The organism is Micromonospora sp. CNZ296 (assembly GCF_007827635.1).
Window position 1 is genome coordinate 294140 of record NZ_VISW01000007.1, and the last position, 15963, is coordinate 310102.

18 protein-coding genes are annotated in these 15963 nt (G+C 72.7%); 8 read left to right on the forward strand and 10 right to left on the reverse strand.

The genetic code is table 11. From position 1 onward, the window contains the following. Positions 1 to 18: 18 nt before the first annotated feature. From FB455_RS14805 to FB455_RS14815, 3 genes are read left to right on the forward strand one after another with little or no spacing between them, the layout of a single operon-like run. Entirely contained in the window at positions 19 to 333 is a 315-nt protein-coding gene (locus FB455_RS14805) for a DUF2516 family protein (RefSeq protein WP_013288803.1), read from the forward strand. Continuing rightward, complete coding sequence (locus FB455_RS14810) at positions 330 to 1217, forward strand: alpha/beta fold hydrolase (protein WP_135242213.1); 888 nt, start codon at positions 330 to 332, stop codon at positions 1215 to 1217. The genes FB455_RS14805 and FB455_RS14810 overlap by 4 nt, the downstream gene beginning before the upstream one ends. A gap of 11 nt (positions 1218 to 1228) precedes the next feature. Next, positions 1229 to 1966, forward strand: a complete 738-nt coding sequence (locus FB455_RS14815; RefSeq protein WP_013288801.1) for an alanyl-tRNA editing protein — start codon at positions 1229 to 1231, stop codon at positions 1964 to 1966. Position 1967: 1 nt separating this feature from the next. Here FB455_RS14815 and FB455_RS14820 read toward each other — a convergent pair whose 3' ends face one another. After that, positions 1968 to 2567, reverse strand: coding sequence for a CGNR zinc finger domain-containing protein (locus FB455_RS14820; protein ID WP_013288800.1), 600 nt, complete (start codon positions 2565 to 2567; stop codon positions 1968 to 1970). Between the two features lie 43 nt (positions 2568 to 2610). Between FB455_RS14820 and FB455_RS14825 the strand changes: the two genes are divergently transcribed. Continuing rightward, complete coding sequence (locus FB455_RS14825) at positions 2611 to 3060, forward strand: VOC family protein (protein WP_013288799.1); 450 nt, start codon at positions 2611 to 2613, stop codon at positions 3058 to 3060. 4 nt (positions 3061 to 3064) lie between these two features. On the opposite strand, the gene FB455_RS14830 is transcribed toward FB455_RS14825, so the two are convergent. Next, positions 3065 to 3736, reverse strand: a complete 672-nt coding sequence (locus tag FB455_RS14830) for a nucleotidyltransferase domain-containing protein (protein WP_030272171.1) — start codon at positions 3734 to 3736, stop codon at positions 3065 to 3067. A 76-nt stretch (positions 3737 to 3812) separates the two neighbouring features. Here FB455_RS14830 and FB455_RS14835 point away from each other — a divergent pair, with 76 nt between their 5' ends. Then, a complete protein-coding gene (locus FB455_RS14835) occupies positions 3813 to 4727 on the forward strand; it encodes an SDR family oxidoreductase (protein WP_047893047.1) in 915 nt (304 codons plus the stop codon). On the opposite strand, the gene FB455_RS14840 is transcribed toward FB455_RS14835, so the two are convergent. Further along, the gene (locus tag FB455_RS14840; protein ID WP_145753727.1) at positions 4718 to 5710 is read right to left on the reverse strand and encodes a helix-turn-helix transcriptional regulator; all 993 of its coding nucleotides are present in this window, start codon (positions 5708 to 5710) and stop codon (positions 4718 to 4720) included. The genes FB455_RS14835 and FB455_RS14840 overlap by 10 nt on opposite strands. A gap of 40 nt (positions 5711 to 5750) precedes the next feature. Here FB455_RS14840 and FB455_RS14845 point away from each other — a divergent pair, with 40 nt between their 5' ends. Continuing rightward, positions 5751 to 6542 (forward strand): EI24 domain-containing protein, encoded by a 792-nt coding sequence (locus FB455_RS14845; protein WP_013475126.1) that lies wholly within the window; start codon positions 5751 to 5753, stop codon positions 6540 to 6542. Position 6543: 1 nt separating this feature from the next. After that, positions 6544 to 7062: an O-acetyl-ADP-ribose deacetylase gene (locus FB455_RS14850; RefSeq protein WP_013288794.1), complete on the forward strand. Its 519-nt coding sequence runs from the start codon at positions 6544 to 6546 to the stop codon at positions 7060 to 7062. On the opposite strand, the gene FB455_RS14855 is transcribed toward FB455_RS14850, so the two are convergent. The 7 genes from FB455_RS14855 to FB455_RS14885 all read right to left on the reverse strand — a co-directional run bounded on the left by FB455_RS14855 (position 7055) and on the right by FB455_RS14885 (position 14604). Then, a complete protein-coding gene (locus FB455_RS14855; RefSeq protein WP_013288793.1) occupies positions 7055 to 7960 on the reverse strand; it encodes a GNAT family N-acetyltransferase in 906 nt (301 codons plus the stop codon). The two genes, FB455_RS14850 and FB455_RS14855, sit on opposite strands and share 8 nt — an antisense overlap. A 123-nt stretch (positions 7961 to 8083) precedes the next feature. Continuing rightward, positions 8084 to 9091 (reverse strand): LacI family DNA-binding transcriptional regulator, encoded by a 1008-nt coding sequence (locus tag FB455_RS14860; protein ID WP_013288792.1) that lies wholly within the window; start codon positions 9089 to 9091, stop codon positions 8084 to 8086. A gap of 19 nt (positions 9092 to 9110) precedes the next feature. After that, positions 9111 to 10478, reverse strand: coding sequence for a GH1 family beta-glucosidase (locus FB455_RS14865; protein WP_013288791.1), 1368 nt, complete (start codon positions 10476 to 10478; stop codon positions 9111 to 9113). Next, on the reverse strand, positions 10475 to 11308 hold the full coding sequence (locus FB455_RS14870) for a carbohydrate ABC transporter permease (protein ID WP_013288790.1): 834 nt from the start codon (positions 11306 to 11308) through the stop codon (positions 10475 to 10477). Before FB455_RS14870 ends, FB455_RS14865 begins: the two co-directional genes overlap by 4 nt. After that, positions 11305 to 12294, reverse strand: a complete 990-nt coding sequence (locus FB455_RS14875) for a carbohydrate ABC transporter permease (RefSeq protein WP_013288789.1) — start codon at positions 12292 to 12294, stop codon at positions 11305 to 11307. Before FB455_RS14875 ends, FB455_RS14870 begins: the two co-directional genes overlap by 4 nt. A 70-nt stretch (positions 12295 to 12364) precedes the next feature. Continuing rightward, the gene (locus FB455_RS14880; protein WP_013288788.1) at positions 12365 to 13672 is read right to left on the reverse strand and encodes an extracellular solute-binding protein; all 1308 of its coding nucleotides are present in this window, start codon (positions 13670 to 13672) and stop codon (positions 12365 to 12367) included. A gap of 176 nt (positions 13673 to 13848) precedes the next feature. Then, the gene (locus FB455_RS14885) at positions 13849 to 14604 is read right to left on the reverse strand and encodes a maleylpyruvate isomerase family mycothiol-dependent enzyme (RefSeq protein ID WP_013475131.1); all 756 of its coding nucleotides are present in this window, start codon (positions 14602 to 14604) and stop codon (positions 13849 to 13851) included. 70 nt (positions 14605 to 14674) lie between these two features. Between FB455_RS14885 and FB455_RS14890 the strand changes: the two genes are divergently transcribed. Continuing rightward, positions 14675 to 15766 carry a UDP-N-acetylmuramate dehydrogenase gene (locus FB455_RS14890; RefSeq protein ID WP_013475132.1) on the forward strand — a complete coding sequence of 364 codons (1092 nt, stop codon included), beginning with the start codon at positions 14675 to 14677 and terminating at the stop codon, positions 15764 to 15766. The last annotated feature ends 197 nt before the right edge of the window (positions 15767 to 15963 follow it).

A 15963-nucleotide genomic window follows, 5' to 3' on the forward strand; every position in this document is an offset into this window, starting at 1 on the left:
CGGCATAAGCTTGCCCCCATGGCCATCGCCGCGCCGATCTTCGCGTTCGCAGTCCAAGACGTGATCCAGCTGATCCTGCTCGTCTTCGCCCTGGTCGTACAGGGAGTGGCGCTGGTGCACGCGGTCACCCAGCGCGGCGACGGATTCGCCGCGCTCGGCACGCTGCCCAAGGGCGGCTGGGTCGCCATTCTGGCGGTCTGCCTGCTGCTGACCCTGCTCGGATTCGGCCCGATCAGCCTGTTCGGACTGATCGGCATCGCCGCCGGTCTCATCTACCTGCTCGACGTGCGGCCGGGTCTGCGGGATCTGCACGACGGCCGAGGGTCCTGGTGAGAGGTTTCCGCTGGCCTCCGCCGCCGGACGGCGGTCCCCGCACCTGGGGGCCCGGCCCCGGCGCGCCCCGGACCGGGCGTCCCGCGCTGCCCGAGCCGGAGACGGAGCTGGTCGCCACCCCGCATGGGGTGAGCCTGGAACGGCTGGTCACCGGCACCGGTGACCCGGTCACCGTGTTCGCGCACGGGCTGGGCAGCGGCATCGCCACCACCCGTCCGTTCGGCAGCGGCGTCGCCGGGCGGCGCATCTTCTTCCAGTTCCGCGGGCACGGCCGCTCCGACTCCCCGCCCGGTCCGTGGAGCTACCTGGACCTCGCCCGTGATCTGCGCGCCGTCGCCGACCTGGGCGGCGCGACCCGGGCGTTCGGCGCCAGCCTCGGCGCGGGCGCGCTGTGCCGGCTGCTCGCGGAGAGCCCGGAACGCTTCGAGCGGCTCGTCTTCTTCCTGCCCGCCGTGCTGGACGAGCCGCGCGGCGAGGTGGCCCGCGCCCGGCTCACCGGCCTGCTCGACGCGGTGGCCGAGGGCGACGCCTCGGCACTGGCCGACGCGGTGTCGCTGGAACTGCCGCCGTCGGTGCGCAACACCCCGGCCGGCTGGGCGTACCTGCGGCAACGGCTCGACCAGCTGCTGCGCGACGGGCTCGCGCCGGGGCTGGCCGACCTGCCCGCCCAGGCCCCGCTCGACGACGCCGGGTCGCTCGCCGCGGTCACCGCGCCGGCGCTGGTCATCGCCGCCGCCGAGGACGACCTGCACCCGGTCGCCGTCGCCGAACGGCTCGCCGCCGCGCTCCCCAACGCCACACTGCACGTGTACGACCGGCCCGGCGTGCTCTGGACCGAGCGCGCCGACCTGCGGGAGCGCGTCTCGGAGTTCCTGAACGGGTAACGTCGCCGTCCATGGGCGTCACACACCACGGCCGTACGCACCGGCTCGACCTCGCCGACCCGACTCTGCGGGAGTGGACCTGCCGGGTGCTGGCGGCCGATCCCGAGCAGGGCATCGTGCTGGACCGGTCCGCGTTCTACCCGGGCGGCGGCGGGCAGCCGCCGGATCACGGGGTGCTTCTCTGGCAGGGCGTACAGACCCGGATCGTCGGCACCCGCAAGGGCGACGACCTCTGGCTGATCCCGGCCGAGGGTGACCCGGTGCCGCCGGTCGGCACCGAGGTCGCCGGCGCGGTCGAGGACACGCGCCGGACCATGCTGATGCGTACCCACTCCGGGCTGCACGTGCTCTGCGGCGTGGTGTTCCGCGACTTCGGCGCGCTCGTCACGGGCGGCAACATGGAGCCGGGTGAGGCGCGGATGGACTTCAACCTCCCCGAGGTGCCGCCGGACTTCAAGGCCCGCATCGAGGAGCTGGTGAACGCCGAGGTGGCCGCCGACCGGTCGGTGGCGGTGCGGGTGCTGCCGCGCGCCGAGGCGCTGGCCCTGCCGGACATCATCCGTACCCAGTCGAACCTGATCCCGCCGGAGGAGCAGGAGGTGCGGATCGTCGACATCGTCGGGCTGGACGTGCAGGCCGACGGCGGCACGCACGTGGCCTCCACCGCCCAGATCGGCAAGGTCCAGGTGGTCAAGGTGGAGAGCAAGGGACGGGCCAACCGCCGGGTACGCGTGCGCCTGGCGGACTGAGTCACCCGGGCGCACGCCGGGACCGCAGGGCGCGCGCCTTCTGCCGGTTGCCGCAGCGTTCCATCGCGCACCAGCGGCGCTGCCCCGGCCGGGAGGTGTCCACGAAGACCAGTTGGCAGTCGTGTGCGCCGCACTCCCGGATCCGGGCCGCGTACGGGCCGGTGAGCAGGTCGACCGCGTCCCGGGCGAATGTCGCGACCACTTGCGCGCCGGTCAGCGGCGTACGCCAGGACCGGCTGCCGTCGGGACCGGCCTGCGGGCTCAGCGGCAGCCCGGCCGCCGCGTCGTTCACCACGGCCAGGTCCGCGGCGGGCGGGGTCTCGTCGCGGGTACGCGCCTGCGTCACTCGCCAGAGCGCGTCGCGCAGCCGACGGGCGGCGGCCAGGTCGTCCGCGTCGACGGTGACGGTGGCGGGGTCCAGGCGCAGGCGGGACACGGCCAGCCAGCCCGCGAGGTCGTCCGGCCGGTGCAGCACCTCGTAGCGGGCGAACGCGCCCGGACCGCCGGTGGTCAGCAGCTCCAGGCAGAGCGCGCCCGGGTCGAAGCGGTATCGAGTGCCTTCGGGACTGATCAGGGTGAGTCCGCTTGCGCCGTCCGTCACGTAACCACTATAACTGGTTACACCAGCTGACCACGGAGGACACATGGCCCGGGACTGGAAACTCGTCATCGACTGTGCCGACCCGATCGGGCTGGCCCGCTTCTGGGCCGAGGCGCTCGGCTACCAGGTCGAGGACAACAGCGTGCTGATCGAGCGGCTGGCCGCCGCCGGTGCGGTGCCGCCGGAGGCGTACGTCGAGGTGGACGGCCGCAAGGCGTGGCGCGAGCTGGCGGCGGTACGCCACCCGGACGACCCGGTCGACCCGGCCAGCGGCACCGGGCTGGGCCGACGGTTCCTGTTCCAGGCCGTCCCCGAACCCAAGCGGGTGAAGAACCGCCTCCACGTCGACCTGCACGTCGGGCCGGAGGGGCGGGCGGCCGAGGTGAAGCGGCTGACCGCGCTCGGCGCGACGGTGCTGGCCGAGGTCGCCGACCGGGGCAGCGAGCACACCACGATGGCCGACCCGGAGGGCAACGAGTTCGACGTGCAGTGACCGCTCAGCGCGGCAGGTACGCCGCCCGGACGGCGAGCAGCCACCGTTCCACTGTCTCCTCGTCCGGGCGCTCCGGCAGCGGCGAGCGGACCCGGTCGAACTCCGCCTCGGCGGCCGCCACCAGGGCCTGTGCCTCGCCCAGCGCGCCACCGGCGACCCGTTCGCCGAACGCGCGGAACCACTCCGGGTCGGCGAGGCGGATCTCCAGCACGCCTGTCGCGTACAGCGTCCGGCCCTGGTGCAGCAGCCGGGCCAGGTGCCGGGCGTGCTTCGCCGAGCGCCGCCGCCCGCCGCTGTCCGCCGGGGCGGTGGCGAGCTTGCGGAACTGCTGCGAGGCGTACCCGAGGTAGGCGTCGCGGACGCGCGGCGCGCTCAGGAACGCCGACCGGATCGCGATCAGCTCCTCGCCGAACCCGGTACGGGTCTCGTAGCAGTCCTCGGGCAGCCACATCAGCTCGGTGGCGGTCGGGTTGCCGCTCAGCGCCAGCAGCGCGTACTTCCGCGCCTCGTGCAGCGTGACGTCCGGGTCGGTGGTGACCACCGACTCGCGGGGCGGGCGCAGACCGTGGAACGCGACTGTGGGCGCGGCGAACACGCCGATCCGGTCGGTGTCCGAGCCGGGACCGGCCAGCCCGTACGCGACCGAGCCGACGATCCCGGACAGCAGCAGGTGCATACCGGTGATCATCGCCCATCCGGATCGTCCGGGAAACCGGACTTCCGCTGTCAGGTATCTGTTGCACGGTGGTCCCATGAACTCACCACTGACCGGAACTGTCGCGCTCGTCGCGGGCGCGACCCGGGGCGCCGGGCGGCAGATCGCCGTGCAGCTCGGCGCCGCCGGGGCCACCGTCTACGCCACCGGCCGCACCACCCGCGAGCGCCGCTCCGAGATGGACCGGCCGGAGACCATCGAGGAGACCGCCGAGCTGGTCACCGCCGCCGGGGGCACCGGGATCGCCGTCGCAGTCGACCACCTGGACCCCGAGCAGGTACGCGGCCTGGTCGAGCGGATCGACGCCGAGCAGGGCCGCCTGGACGTGCTCGTGAACGACGTCTGGGGCGCGGACCCGCTGATCACCTGGGAGAAGCCGGTCTGGGAGCAGCCGCTCGACGCCGGGTTCCGCACGCTGCGGCTGGCTGTCGACACGCACATCATCACCAGCCACTTCGCGCTGCCGCTGCTGATCCGCAACCCGGGCGGCCTGGTCGTCGAGGTCGGCGACGGCACCAAGGAGCACAACGACAGCGAGTACCGCCTGTCGGTCTTCTACGACCTGGCCAAGGTGTCGGTGAACCGGCTCGGCTTCAGCCAGGCGCACGAGCTGGCCCCGCACGGCTGCACCGCCGTCGCGCTCACACCCGGCTGGCTGCGCTCGGAGGCGATGCTCGAACACTACGGCGTCACCGAGGCGAACTGGCGCGACGCCGCGACTACCGAACCGCACTTCGTCATGTCGGAGACGCCGGCGTTCGTCGGGCGCGCGGTGGCCGCCCTGGCCGCCGACCCGGACCGGGCCCGCTGGAACGGTCGGTCGCTGGACAGCGGCGGCCTGTCCCAGGTGTACGGCTTCACCGACGTCGACGGCAGCCGCCCGCACTGGGCCCGCTACTACGAGGAGGTGGTCAAGCCTGGTAAGCCGGCCGACCCGGACGGTTACCGCTGACCGTCGGACGGCGGATCGGTGTAGAGCGCCGCCGCGCGGCGGGTCGCCTCGGCGAAGCGCGCCCGCAGCTGCGGCGGCGCCAGCACCTCCACCTCCGGGCCGAGCGCCAGCAACTGGCCGTACGCGACGTCGACCGACTCGACGGGCAGCCGCAGCACCAGCCGCCCCTGCTCGTCCGGCGGCCCGGCCGCGTCCACCGCCTCGGTGTGGACGAACGGCGCGTCCACCAGGTGCCGCAGCGCCCGCAACCCGGCCGGGCCGAGCCGCACCGTCACCCGCTCCCGCAGCAGTTCGCGCAGGAACGCGCCCGCCTGCTCCCGCCAGTACGCCCCGAGGTCGAAGTCCTCGTCCCGGTCGAACCCGTCGGCGCCCACCTCGACCGCCACCACCCGGTCCACCCGGTACGTCCGCCAGCCGTCACCGACCCGGCCGACCAGGTACCAGACCCCGTTCTTCAGCACCAGCCCGTACGGCGCCAGCGTGCGGGTCACCTCCCGGTCCCCGCGCCGGTAGCGCAACTCCACCATCCGGTCCCGCCAGACCGCCCGGGCCAGCTCGGCGAGGGCCGGCGGCGGCGCGGTCTCCCGGAACCAGCCCGGCACGTCCAGGTGGAACCGCTGCCCGGTACGCGCGGGCGCGTCCCGCAGGCTCGGCGGCAACGCGGCGAGCACCTTCAGCTCGGCGGCGGCCACCGAGTCGGCCAGTCCCATGTCCCCGGCCGGTCCGGGCAGCCCGGCCAGGAACAGCGCCTCGGCCTCGTCCCGGCTCAACCCGGTCAGCCGGGTCCGGTAGCCGCCGAGCAGCCGGTAGCCGCCGGCCCGGCCCCGGTCCGCGTACACCGGGACACCGGCGGCGGAGAGCGCCAGCACGTCCCGGTAGACGGTCCGCTCGGACACCTCCAGCTCGCGGGCCAGCTCGGCGGCGGTCATCGTCTCCCGGGACTGGAGCAGCAGCACAAGCGAGATCAGCCGGGACGCACGCACAGGCCCATTGTGGTGCACCGGCAGATTAGGCTGTGCCGTCGTGAACGCCTCCCGTACGATCGCGCCCGTCACCGGCGCGGCCACCCGCTTCCTCGGCGGCGCCGGGCTGCTGCTGCGCGGCTTCGGCATGTACGTCCGCAGCCCGAAGCTGATGCTGCTCGGCGTGATCCCGGCGCTGATCACCGGCGCGCTCTACGTGGCCCTGTTCGCCACGCTGCTCTACTTCGTCGACGACCTGGCGGGCTGGCTCACCCCGTTCGCCGACGACTGGTCGTCGCCCTGGCGCGGGCTGCTGCGGGTCGCCGCCGGGCTGGCGGTGGTCGGGGTCGCCGGGCTGGTCGGGGTGCTCACGTTCACCGCCGTCACGCTCGTCATCGGCGACCCTTTCTACGAGGCGATCTCCGAGCGGGTCGAGGACCGCCTCGGCGGCACCCCCGGTGCGGTGGACGTGCCGTTCTGGTCCTCGCTGCGACGCAGCCTCGCCGACTCGCTGCGCCTGGTGGCGCTGTCCGCGCTGATCGGCGTACCCCTGTTCGCGGCCGGTTTCATCCCGGTGGTGGGACAGACGGTGGTCCCGGTGGTCGGCGCCCTGGTGGGTGGCTGGTTCCTGGCGCTGGAGCTGGTGGGCGCGCCGTTCTACCGGCGGGGGATGCGGCTGCCGGACCGGCGGGCGCGGCTGCGGGCCGACCGGCCGACAGCGCTCGGTTTCGGGGTGGCGGTCTTCCTGTGCTTCCTGATCCCGCTCGGCGCGGTGCTGGTCATGCCGGCCGCCGTCGCCGGGGCCGCGCTGCTGGCCCGCCGCTCGCTGGGCCAGGCCGTCGAGGAGAGCTGAGATGGACACCGTCTTGATCGAGGGGGACATCACCGCCCAGCAGGTCGACGCGATAGTCAACGCCGCCAACTCGTCGCTGCTCGGCGGCGGGGGAGTGGACGGCGCGATCCACCGGCGCGGCGGGCCGGCGATCCTGGAGGAGTGCCGGGCGTTGCGCGCCTCCCGCTACGGGCGCGGGCTGCCCACCGGCCAGGCGGTCGCCACCACCGCCGGCAATCTGCCCGCGCGCTGGGTGGTGCACACTGTCGGCCCGGTCTTCTCGCCGCGCGAGGACCGCTCGCCGCTGCTGCGCGACTGCTACGCCAACAGCCTGCGTGTCGCCGACGGGCTGGGCGCGACCCGGATCGCGTTCCCGCTGATCTCCGCCGGGATCTACGGCTGGCCGGTCGAGGACGCGGTGGCACAGGCGCTCAGCGTGCTGCACGCGGCCACCCCGGAGCACGTCGCCGAGGCGCGGCTGGTGCTGTTCGGCGCCGACACGTACGCCACAGCGGTGCGGGTGGCCGCCGGGCTCAGCTGAGTTTGCGCCGGCATGACCACTGGCTGTCCACCGGCCGGTAGCCGAGCCGCTCGTTCACCGCCAGCATCGGCGCGTTCGCCTCGTCGTTCGAGGTGTACGCGGTGCGTACCCCGCGCGCCGCGGCGGCGTGCAGCGCGGCCTGCTTGGCCAGCCGGGCCAGCCCGCGCCCCCGGTACGCGGGCAGCGTGCCGGTGAAGTCCGACCACATCCGGTCGCCGTCCCGCTTCACCAGGCTGAGTGCGACCAGTTCGCCGTCCACCTCGGCGAGCATGCTCGCCTCCCGGTCCAGCCCCGGGTTGTCCCAGCACTCGTGCCGCCACAGGTCGAAGTCGAGCGAGTCCGTCGGCACGTCCCCCGGCTCGTCCCGGGACGACTCGGCATCCACCCGGTGCACCAGGCGGGGGTCGAGCCCGGCGGCGGACACCAGCCGTACGCCCGGCGGCGCCTGCGGCATCGGCGGGGCGGTGCTCAGGTCCAGTGCCGAGTAGCGCAACTCCCGGCTGGGTGTGAAGCCGTGCCGCTGCGCGAACGGCAGCGACTCGGTACGCGCGTGGGTGAGCACCCGGGTGGACCCGAGCGTCCGCAGATGACCGAGCGCGGTGTCGAACAACGCGGTGCCGGTGCCCCGGCGGCGATGCTCCGGGTGCACGTGCAGCGTGGCGATCTCGCCCACGCCGGGCGTCGACGTCTGCGTGTTGCGGTACGCCGACACCCAGCCCACGACCTGCCCGTCCGCCTCGGCGACCCAGGCCGCCCAGTCCTCGCCGGGCGGTGGTTCGGCGATCATGCGGCGGGTCGACTCGACGCCCCGCACCAGGTACGGGTAGACGAGCGCGCGCAACGCCACCACGGCGGGCGCGTCCTCGGCACGGGCGGGACGGATCAGGGCTCCACTCATCCGGCGGACCCTAGCCCCGCCGCCGCCCGCGCCGCGACCGGTTAACGCGCGGCGGGCGGTCGCCCGGCGGGCTGTTAAGAAGGGCCCCCTCCTCTACCTGAGGCGTTAAGAGGGGGCCCTTCCTTACGCGGACTCGCGTAGCACCAGCTCGGTCGGCAGCACCAGCGCCTGCTCGACCTCCTCGCCCGCGGCGATGCGCAGCAGTTGCCGGGTCATCGACCGGCCCAGCTCCACTATCGGCTGCCGCACGGTGGTCAGCGGCGGCTCGGTGTAGGCGGCCGTCTCGATGTCGTCGAACCCGATCACCGCCACGTCCTCGGGCACCCGCCGCCCGGCCTCCCGCAGCGTGCGCAGGGCGGCGTGCGCCATCAGGTCGGAGGCGGCGAACACGGCGTCCAGCTCCGGGTCGGCGGCGAGCAGCTCGCGCATCGCGGCGGTGCCGGACTCCCGGGTGAAGTCGCCGTACGCGACCAGCTCCGGCAGCCCGGCCTCGGTGATCGCGGTGCGGTAGCCGATCAGCCGTTCGATCCCGGCGACCATGTCCTGCGGGCCGGCGATGGTGGCGATCCGCCGCCGACCGCTCGCGATCAGGTGCCGGACCGCGGTGCTCACGCCGCCCTCGTGGTCCACGTCCACGTACGGCACGTCGGCGCCGTCGAGCGGCCGGCCGCTGCACACCACCGGGATGCCGAGGCGGGCCAGCCGGCCGGGCAGCGGGTCCTCGCCGTGCAGCGAGGCGAACAGCACCCCGTCGACGTGCCGCCCGGTGGTGTACCGCTCGACCCGTTCGTGCCCGGCCGGCGAACCGGCGAGCATCAGCACGAGCTGCTTGTCCGCCGCCTCCAGCTCCTGTGCCGCGCCCCGGATGATGCCCGGGAACACCTGGTCGTCGGAGAAGACCCGGGTGGCCGCCTCGGGCATCACCAGCGCGACCGAGTCGGTCCGCTGGGTGACCAGGCTGCGGGCGGCGAGGTTCGGGACGTACCCGAGTTCCTCGACCGCCCGGCGTACCGCCTGCCGGATCGGCTCGGCGACTGTGGTCGAGCCGTTCACCACCCGGGAGACGGTGGCCCGGGACACGCCGGCCAGCCGGGCCACCGCCTCCAGGGTCGGTCGCTGTGCCGTCGTCATCCCCGTAACCACCACCTCGTCACAGCCCGTTCCGGGCGATCACCTCCTGGTACCAGCGGGCACTGCGCTTGGGTGTGCGCCGCTGGGTCAGGTAGTCGACGTGGACGATCCCGAACCGCTTCCGGTAACCCTCGGCCCATTCGAAGTTGTCCAGCACCGACCATACGAGATAACCACGCAGGTCCACGCCGCGGGCGATGGCTTCGTGCGCCGCGCGCAGGTGCCCGTCGAGGTAGGCGACCCGGTCGGCGTCGGCCACCCCGCCCTGCTCGTCGAGGTCGGTGTCGGGGAACGCCCCGCCGTTCTCGGTGATCATCAACGGTAGCCCGGGATAGTCGGCCGCGACGCGTTCCAGCAGCCGGGCCAGCCCGGCCGGCTCGATCGACCAGCCCATCTCGGTCAGCGGCCCGGCCGGCGGCAGGAACTCGACCGCCCCGGCGGTGCCCGGGTACGCGGCACCTCCCGTGCCGTCCGCCCGCCCGGCCACGTAGGTGGGCGCGTAGTAGTTCAGCCCGAGCAGGTCCAGCGGCGCGGCGATCAGCTTCTCGTCCCCGTCCCGGACGAAGTCCGGCGCGACGATCCGGCTGACGTGGGCCAGCACGTCCGCCGGGTAGCCGCCGCCGGTGAGCGGGTCCAGGAAGATCCGGTTGTGCAGGCCGTCGACCAGCCGGACCGCCTCGGCGTCAGCGGCGCTGCCCGCGTCCGCCGGCTGCACGTCGGCCAGGTTGAGCGTGATCCCGAGCGTCTCCGCGCCTGCCGCCCGCAGTGCCCGCGCCGCCAGGCCGTGGCCGAGCAGCAGATGGTGTACGGCCCGGAACGCGTCACCGGCGTCGCGGCGCCCCGGCGCGTGCACGCCCGAGCCGTACCCCAGGTAGGCCGAGCACCACGGCTCGTTGAGCGTGGTCCAGGTGCGCACCCGGTCGCCGAGACGGCCGTGCACGGCGAGCGCGTACTCGGCGAAGTGCTCGGCGGTCTCCCGGACGGTCCAGCCGCCCCGGTCCTCCAGCGCCTGCGGCAGGTCCCAGTGGTAGAGCGTGACGATCGGGTCGAGGCCGGCGTCCAGCAGCGCGTCGGTCAGCCGGTCGTAGAAGTCGAGCCCGCGCGGCTCGACCGGGCCGGTGCCGTCCGGCCGCACGCGGGGCCAGGACACCGAGAACCGGTACGCCCGCAGCCCCAGGTCGGCCATCAGCGCGACGTCCTCGGCGTACCGGTGGTAGTGGTCGCAGGCCACGTCGCCGGTGTGGCCCTGAAACACCGCGCCCGGCGTACGGCTGAAGGTGTCCCAGATCGACGGGCCGCGACCGTCCTCGCGTGCGGCGCCCTCGATCTGGTACGCGGCGGTGGCCCCGCCCCAGACGAAGCCCTCCGGGAATCGGACGTTGCTCATGCCTTGACCGCACCTTCCATGATGCCGCCGATGATCTGGCGGCCGAAGACGACGAACACCAGCAGCAGCGGCAGCGTGGCGATCGCCGTGCCGGTGAACACCTGCGACATGTCCTGGTAGTACCCGTCGGAGAGGGCCCGCAGCGACAGCTGCACTGTCGGGTTCTCCGGGTCGTTCAGCACTGCGTACGGCCACAGGAAGTCGTTCCAGGTGGTCATGAACGTGAGCAGGCCGAGGACGGCGGCGGCCGGGCGCAGCGCGGGCAGCACCACGTTCCAGTAGATCCGCGCGGTGTTGCAGCCGTCCATCCGGGCCGCCTCGATCAGCTCGGTGCTGACCGCCTGGCCCGCGTACTGGCGCATCATGAACACGCCGAAGCCGGTCACCAGCGCCGGCACGATCACGGCGGGCAGCCTGTCGTTCCAGTTCAGCTTCGTCATCAGCAGGTAGAGAGGGATCACGCCGAGCTGGGTGGGGACCATCATGGTGGCGACGATGACCAGCAGCAGCGCGTTGCGCCCGCGGAAGCGCAGCTTGGCGAACGCGAACCCGGCCAGCGTGGAGAAGAACACCACCGAGATCGTGACGGTGGTGGCCACGATCGCCGAGTTGATCAGGCCGGTCAGGAAGTACGCATCGGTGTTGTCGAACAGCCGGGCGATGTTGGCGCCGAGGTTGCCGCCGGGCGTGAGCGGCGGCGGCACCTGCCCCATCGTGTCGCTGGTCCGGCTGGCCACCACGAACATCCAGTAGATCGGGAAGATCGACAGGATGGCCGAGAGCGTCAGCGCCAGGTAGGTGAGCCGGCTTGCCGACCAGAGGCGGGTCATCGGGAGACCTCCTTGCGGGAGCCGCCGCCGAGCCGGCGCAGGAGCAGGACGTTGATCGCCGCGACCACAGCGATGAGCGCGAACAGCAGCCAGGCGACTGCCGAGCCGTAGCCGAAGTTGTAGTGCGGCGCGAAGGCGTTCTCGAACATGTACATGGTCACCGTCTGCGACTCCCGCAGCGGCCCGCCGCGGATCGCGTTGGTGCCGGAGTTGAACATCCGCGGCTCGGTGAAGAGCTGGAGGCCGCCGATGGTGGAGATGATGACCGCGAAGATGATCGTCGGCTTGAGCAGCGGCACCGTGATGGACCAGAACTGCCGGGCCCGGCCGGCGCCGTCGATCGCCGCCGACTCGTACAGGTCGCGGGGGATGGCCTGCATGGCGGCCAGGAAGATCAGCGCGTTGTAGCCGGTCCAGCGCCAGTCGACCATCGTGGAGATGGCGACCCAGGCGGCGAACCGGTTCGCCTTCCAGTCGATCGCGTTGATCCCGACGTGGTCGAGCAGCCAGTTGATCATGCCGAACTCGCGGCCGAACAGCACCGCGAACACGATCGCCACGGCGGCGGTCGACGTGACGTTCGGGATCAGCACCGCCATCCGCCAGGTGGTACGGGCGCGCAGCTGCCGGTTGAGCAGGTTGGCCAGCCAGAGCGCTGCGAGCAGCTGGGGGACCGTGGAGATCACGAAGATGCCCAGCGTGTTGACGACCGAGTGCCAGAAGTCCGAGTCGGCGAGCAGCTGGGTGTAGTTGTCGAAGCCGATGAACGGGTGCTCGGCGCCGAGCAGGTCCCAGTCGTGCAGCGAGACCCAGAACGTGTACGCCAGCGGGTACGCCCCGAAGACGCCGAACAACAGGAAGAACGGGGCGATGAACAGGTACGGCGAGTACTTGGTGTCGATCCGGCTGAGCCGGTTGCCCAGGCCGGGACGGGTGGGGCGGGGTGCCGGTGCGACCGGCGGGCGGGCGTCGAGCTGGACGGCCATGACCCGGGACTCCTTTCCGCCGTGCGGGCGGCCCCCGTGGCCGGGTGGCCGCCCGCACGCGCTGCTCGGGTTACTTGGCGGCGGCCTTCTCGGCGTTGGCGACCGCGTCGGTCCAGCCCTGCTCCGGGGAGCGCTTGCCCAGCTCCACGCTGCGGACGGCGTTCTCGACCTCGGTGCGTACGGCCTGGTTCTTCGGTCCCATGTAGACCGGCTTCAGGCTCTTGGCGCCCTCGGCGAAGATCTTCCCGACCGGTGCCTCGGAGAAGTAGGCGTTCTTCGAGTCGATGATCGCCGGATCCTCCAGCGCCTGCGGGGACGAGGGCAGCGGGCCCTTCGCCTTGAACGCGCCGATCTGACCCTTGGCGCTGGTCAGGAACTTGGCCAGTTCGATCGCCTCGGCCTGGTGCTTGCTCTGCTTCGGCACGGCGAGGAACGAGCCGCCCCAGTTGCCGCCGTTGCCGGGGATCTGGGCGATGTCCCACTTGCCCTTGGCGGCGGCGCCGGCGTTGCCCTCGATCACGCCGGTCATCCAGGCCGGGCAGGCGATGGTGGCGAACTTCGACTGCTTGAACGCCGACACCCACTCCTCGGACCAGGAGCCGTACTTGCCGGACAGCCCCGAGTCGATGATGTCCATCGTGGTGTCGTACGCCTGCTTCACCGCCGGGTTGCTGCCCACGACGAGGTTGTTGCCGGTGTCGTAGTAGCTGTAGCCGCTGCTGTTGCCGGCGGTCTGGAGCAGGATCGTGTTGAACGTGTTCGTCGCGGCGTCCAGGAACGAGGCGCCCGTCTTCTTCGCGGTGAACTGCTCGCCGACCTTGATGTAGTCCTGCCAGGTGGGCCAGAGCTTGGACACGGCGTCGCGGTCGGTGGGCAGGCCGGCCTTGGCGAACAGGTCCTTGCGGTAGCACATCGCCATGCCGCCGACGTCGGTGCCGAGGCCGATGAGCTGCTTGCCGTCGGCGGTGAGCCCCTGGTTCCACTTCCAGTCGAGGAAGTTGCCCTTCAGGTCGGCCGCGCCGTGGTCGAGCAGGTTGACGAAGTTCTGCGGGTTGGCCTTGTACTCGACGAGCAGGCCCTCCTCGATGGCCACCACGTCACCGGCGCCCTTGCCCGCGGCGAGCCACTGGGTGAGCTTCGGGGAGTACTCGTCGAGGTTGCCGCCGGTGCCCCGCTCGACGATCTTCACGCCGGGGTGGCTGGCCATGTACTCCTGGTAGAGGTCGGCGTAACCGAACTGGCCGAAGACGTCGACGGTGAGTGTTATCGGCCCGTCGGCGGCGGCATCGTCGCCGCCGCCGCAGGCGGTGGTGCCGAGCAGTGCGGTGGCGGCCACCAGGGCCACCGCCGCCAGGCGGCGGCGCGTGAAGGTGAGCATGCTGTCCTGACCTCTCGGGTCGTCGAAACGGGTGGTGGAAGGCGGTTCCGGAACTTAGAGAGCGCTCTCACGACAGCGTGGTGGAGGGTCGTGGACCTTGTCAAGAGAGCGCTCTCAGAGGTGTCCGAAAAGAAGGAGAGGGGCGACCGTCGCCCCTCTCCGTCCGGTGCCCGTCGTCAGCCGACCCGCAGGCCGCCCAGCAGGGAACGGTCGCCCGCCACGTCCAGCGCGTCGAAGCTGATCCGGCCCATCAGCGCCAGCAGCAGATCGCTCGCCGTGCCGGCCACCTGCGCCCGCGCGCGGTGGTCGTCGTGGTCGAGGATCGTCGCGGTGTCCAGCAGCGCGACCCCCTCACCCCGCAACCGCAGGTACCACTCCTGCGCGGCATCGGTCGCGTTCAGCTGCACCACGCCGCGCCACTGCCCGGCATGCATCCGCCGTCCCGCCGGCAGCCAGGTGTCCAGCACCTCGCTCACCCCGTCGGCCGCGAGCTTCGCCTCGATCGGATCACCCGCACCGATCGCGAGCTGGGCGTCCCAGCGGTGCACGGCCGTCTCGTGCGCCAGCCGGCGTGGCCAGAAGACCGCCTTCTTCGGCTGCGGCGCGAAGTTCCAGGCCGGCGCCTCCGGGTCCGTCGCCTCCAGCAGCGCGCTGATCCGCTCGTACTCCTGCGTGAACCACTGCGCCGCGGTCAGGCCCGCCGGCGGCTCCGGGTCGTGCCGCTCCGGGCGGGTCGCGATGCCCGCGGTCAGCACGGTGCCCGCCCAGGCGTACGCGCGGGTCAGGTGATGAGCGAGATCGGTGACGGTCCAGCCGGGACAGGACAGCACGGGTGTCTCGGGCGGCGCCTCAGCCACCGCCGCGGCGAAGGCGGGGCCCTCCGTACGCAGCGCGCCGATCCAGAAGTCCTTCGTGTGGTGCAGTCTGCTCATCGCCATCCTCCCGGGGGTGACCGGGCCACCAGTGGGTGCTCCGGCTACCCCTCAGCCTAGGGTGAAAGGCGTGTCAGACGTCTACGCCGAACCGGCGACTGCCGGTGACCCGACCGATCCGGCCACCCTGGCGCGCTACACCACGCTCCGGCTCGGTGGCCCCGCCGGGCGGCTGGAGATCGCCGGCGACGCCGCCCAGATCGTACTGAAGGTGCAGGAAGCGGAAGCCCGGGAGCAGGCCGTGCTGGTGCTGGCGGGCGGTAGCAACGTCGTGATCGGCGACCAGGGCTTCCCCGGCACCGTCGTGCTCGTCCGCTCCCGGGGGTTCCGGACCGTCGCCGAGGACGGCGACACCGTCACGGTACGTGTCGAAGCCGGCGAGCCGTGGGACGACCTCGTCGCCGCCACCGTCGAGCGCGGCTGGTCCGGGCTGGAGTGCCTCTCCGGCATCCCCGGGTCGGCCGGCGCGACCCCGATCCAGAACGTCGGCGCGTACGGCCAGGAGGTCGCCGAGACGATCGTCGCAGTCGAGGCGTACGACCGGACGGAGCGCCGGGTGGTCCGGATCCCGGCGGCCGACTGCGGGTTCGTCTACCGGGGCAGCATCTTCAAGTACAGCGACCGCTGGGTGGTGCTCACCGTCGACTTCCGGCTCACCCGGTCCCCGCTGTCCGGCCCGGTCCGCTACGCCGAACTGGCCCGGGCGCTCGGCGTCGAGGTGGGCGACCGGGTGCCGCTCGCCGACGCCCGCGCCACCGTACGGAAACTGCGCGCCGGCAAGGGCATGGTGCTGGACGCGGCCGACCCGGACACCTGGTCGGTGGGCTCGTTCTTCACCAACCCGGTGCTGCCGGGCGAGGTGTTCGAGCAGGTACGGGAACGCGCTGCCGACCTGGGGGAGCCGCCGAACTGGCCGGGCGCCGACGGGGCGGTGAAGGTCAGCGCGGCGTGGCTGATCGACAAGGCCGGGTTCGGCAAGGGGTACGCGGGCCCGGAGGGCGTCGCCATCTCCAGCAAGCACACGCTGGCGCTCACGAACCGTTCCGGCACCGCCAGTACGGCCGCGCTGGTGGCGCTGGCCCGCGAGATCCGCGACGGCGTCCAGTCTCGCTTCGGCGTGACCCTCCACCCCGAGCCAGTCCTCATCAACTGCACCATCTGACCCCGCCTTCGCCCTGCCCCGCCTCACCCCGCACACCCTCGCGCGGCCCCGCCCGCCTCACCCCCGCGATCTTGCACTCCCGGCCCTCGAGGCAGGCGTTTTGACCCGTTTACCCGGGCGGCAAGTGCAAGATCAACACGCCGGGAGGGGGGTCGGCGGGGCTCGCCGAGAGCGGGGCTTCGCGGAAGGGCGGCTGA

Excerpts from the sequence above, each read along its gene's own strand:
- FB455_RS14830 (WP_030272171.1), bottom strand. The coding sequence starts at position 3,736 with ATGCACCTGCTGCTGTCCGGGATCGTCGGCTCGGTCGCGTACGGGCTG.
- FB455_RS14880 (WP_013288788.1), bottom strand. The coding sequence starts at position 13,672 with ATGCTCACCTTCACGCGCCGCCGCCTGGCGGCGGTGGCCCTGGTGGCC.
- FB455_RS14885 (WP_013475131.1), bottom strand. The coding sequence starts at position 14,604 with ATGAGCAGACTGCACCACACGAAGGACTTCTGGATCGGCGCGCTGCGT.
- FB455_RS14870 (WP_013288790.1), bottom strand. The coding sequence starts at position 11,308 with ATGACCCGCCTCTGGTCGGCAAGCCGGCTCACCTACCTGGCGCTGACG.
- FB455_RS14850 (WP_013288794.1), top strand. The coding sequence starts at position 6,544 with ATGGACACCGTCTTGATCGAGGGGGACATCACCGCCCAGCAGGTCGAC.
- FB455_RS14860 (WP_013288792.1), bottom strand. The coding sequence starts at position 9,091 with ATGACGACGGCACAGCGACCGACCCTGGAGGCGGTGGCCCGGCTGGCC.
- FB455_RS14805 (WP_013288803.1), top strand. The coding sequence starts at position 19 with ATGGCCATCGCCGCGCCGATCTTCGCGTTCGCAGTCCAAGACGTGATC.
- FB455_RS14825 (WP_013288799.1), top strand. The coding sequence starts at position 2,611 with ATGGCCCGGGACTGGAAACTCGTCATCGACTGTGCCGACCCGATCGGG.
- FB455_RS14835 (WP_047893047.1), top strand. The coding sequence starts at position 3,813 with ATGAACTCACCACTGACCGGAACTGTCGCGCTCGTCGCGGGCGCGACC.
- FB455_RS14855 (WP_013288793.1), bottom strand. The coding sequence starts at position 7,960 with ATGAGTGGAGCCCTGATCCGTCCCGCCCGTGCCGAGGACGCGCCCGCC.
- FB455_RS14865 (WP_013288791.1), bottom strand. The coding sequence starts at position 10,478 with ATGAGCAACGTCCGATTCCCGGAGGGCTTCGTCTGGGGCGGGGCCACC.
- FB455_RS14815 (WP_013288801.1), top strand. The coding sequence starts at position 1,229 with ATGGGCGTCACACACCACGGCCGTACGCACCGGCTCGACCTCGCCGAC.
- FB455_RS14875 (WP_013288789.1), bottom strand. The coding sequence starts at position 12,294 with ATGGCCGTCCAGCTCGACGCCCGCCCGCCGGTCGCACCGGCACCCCGC.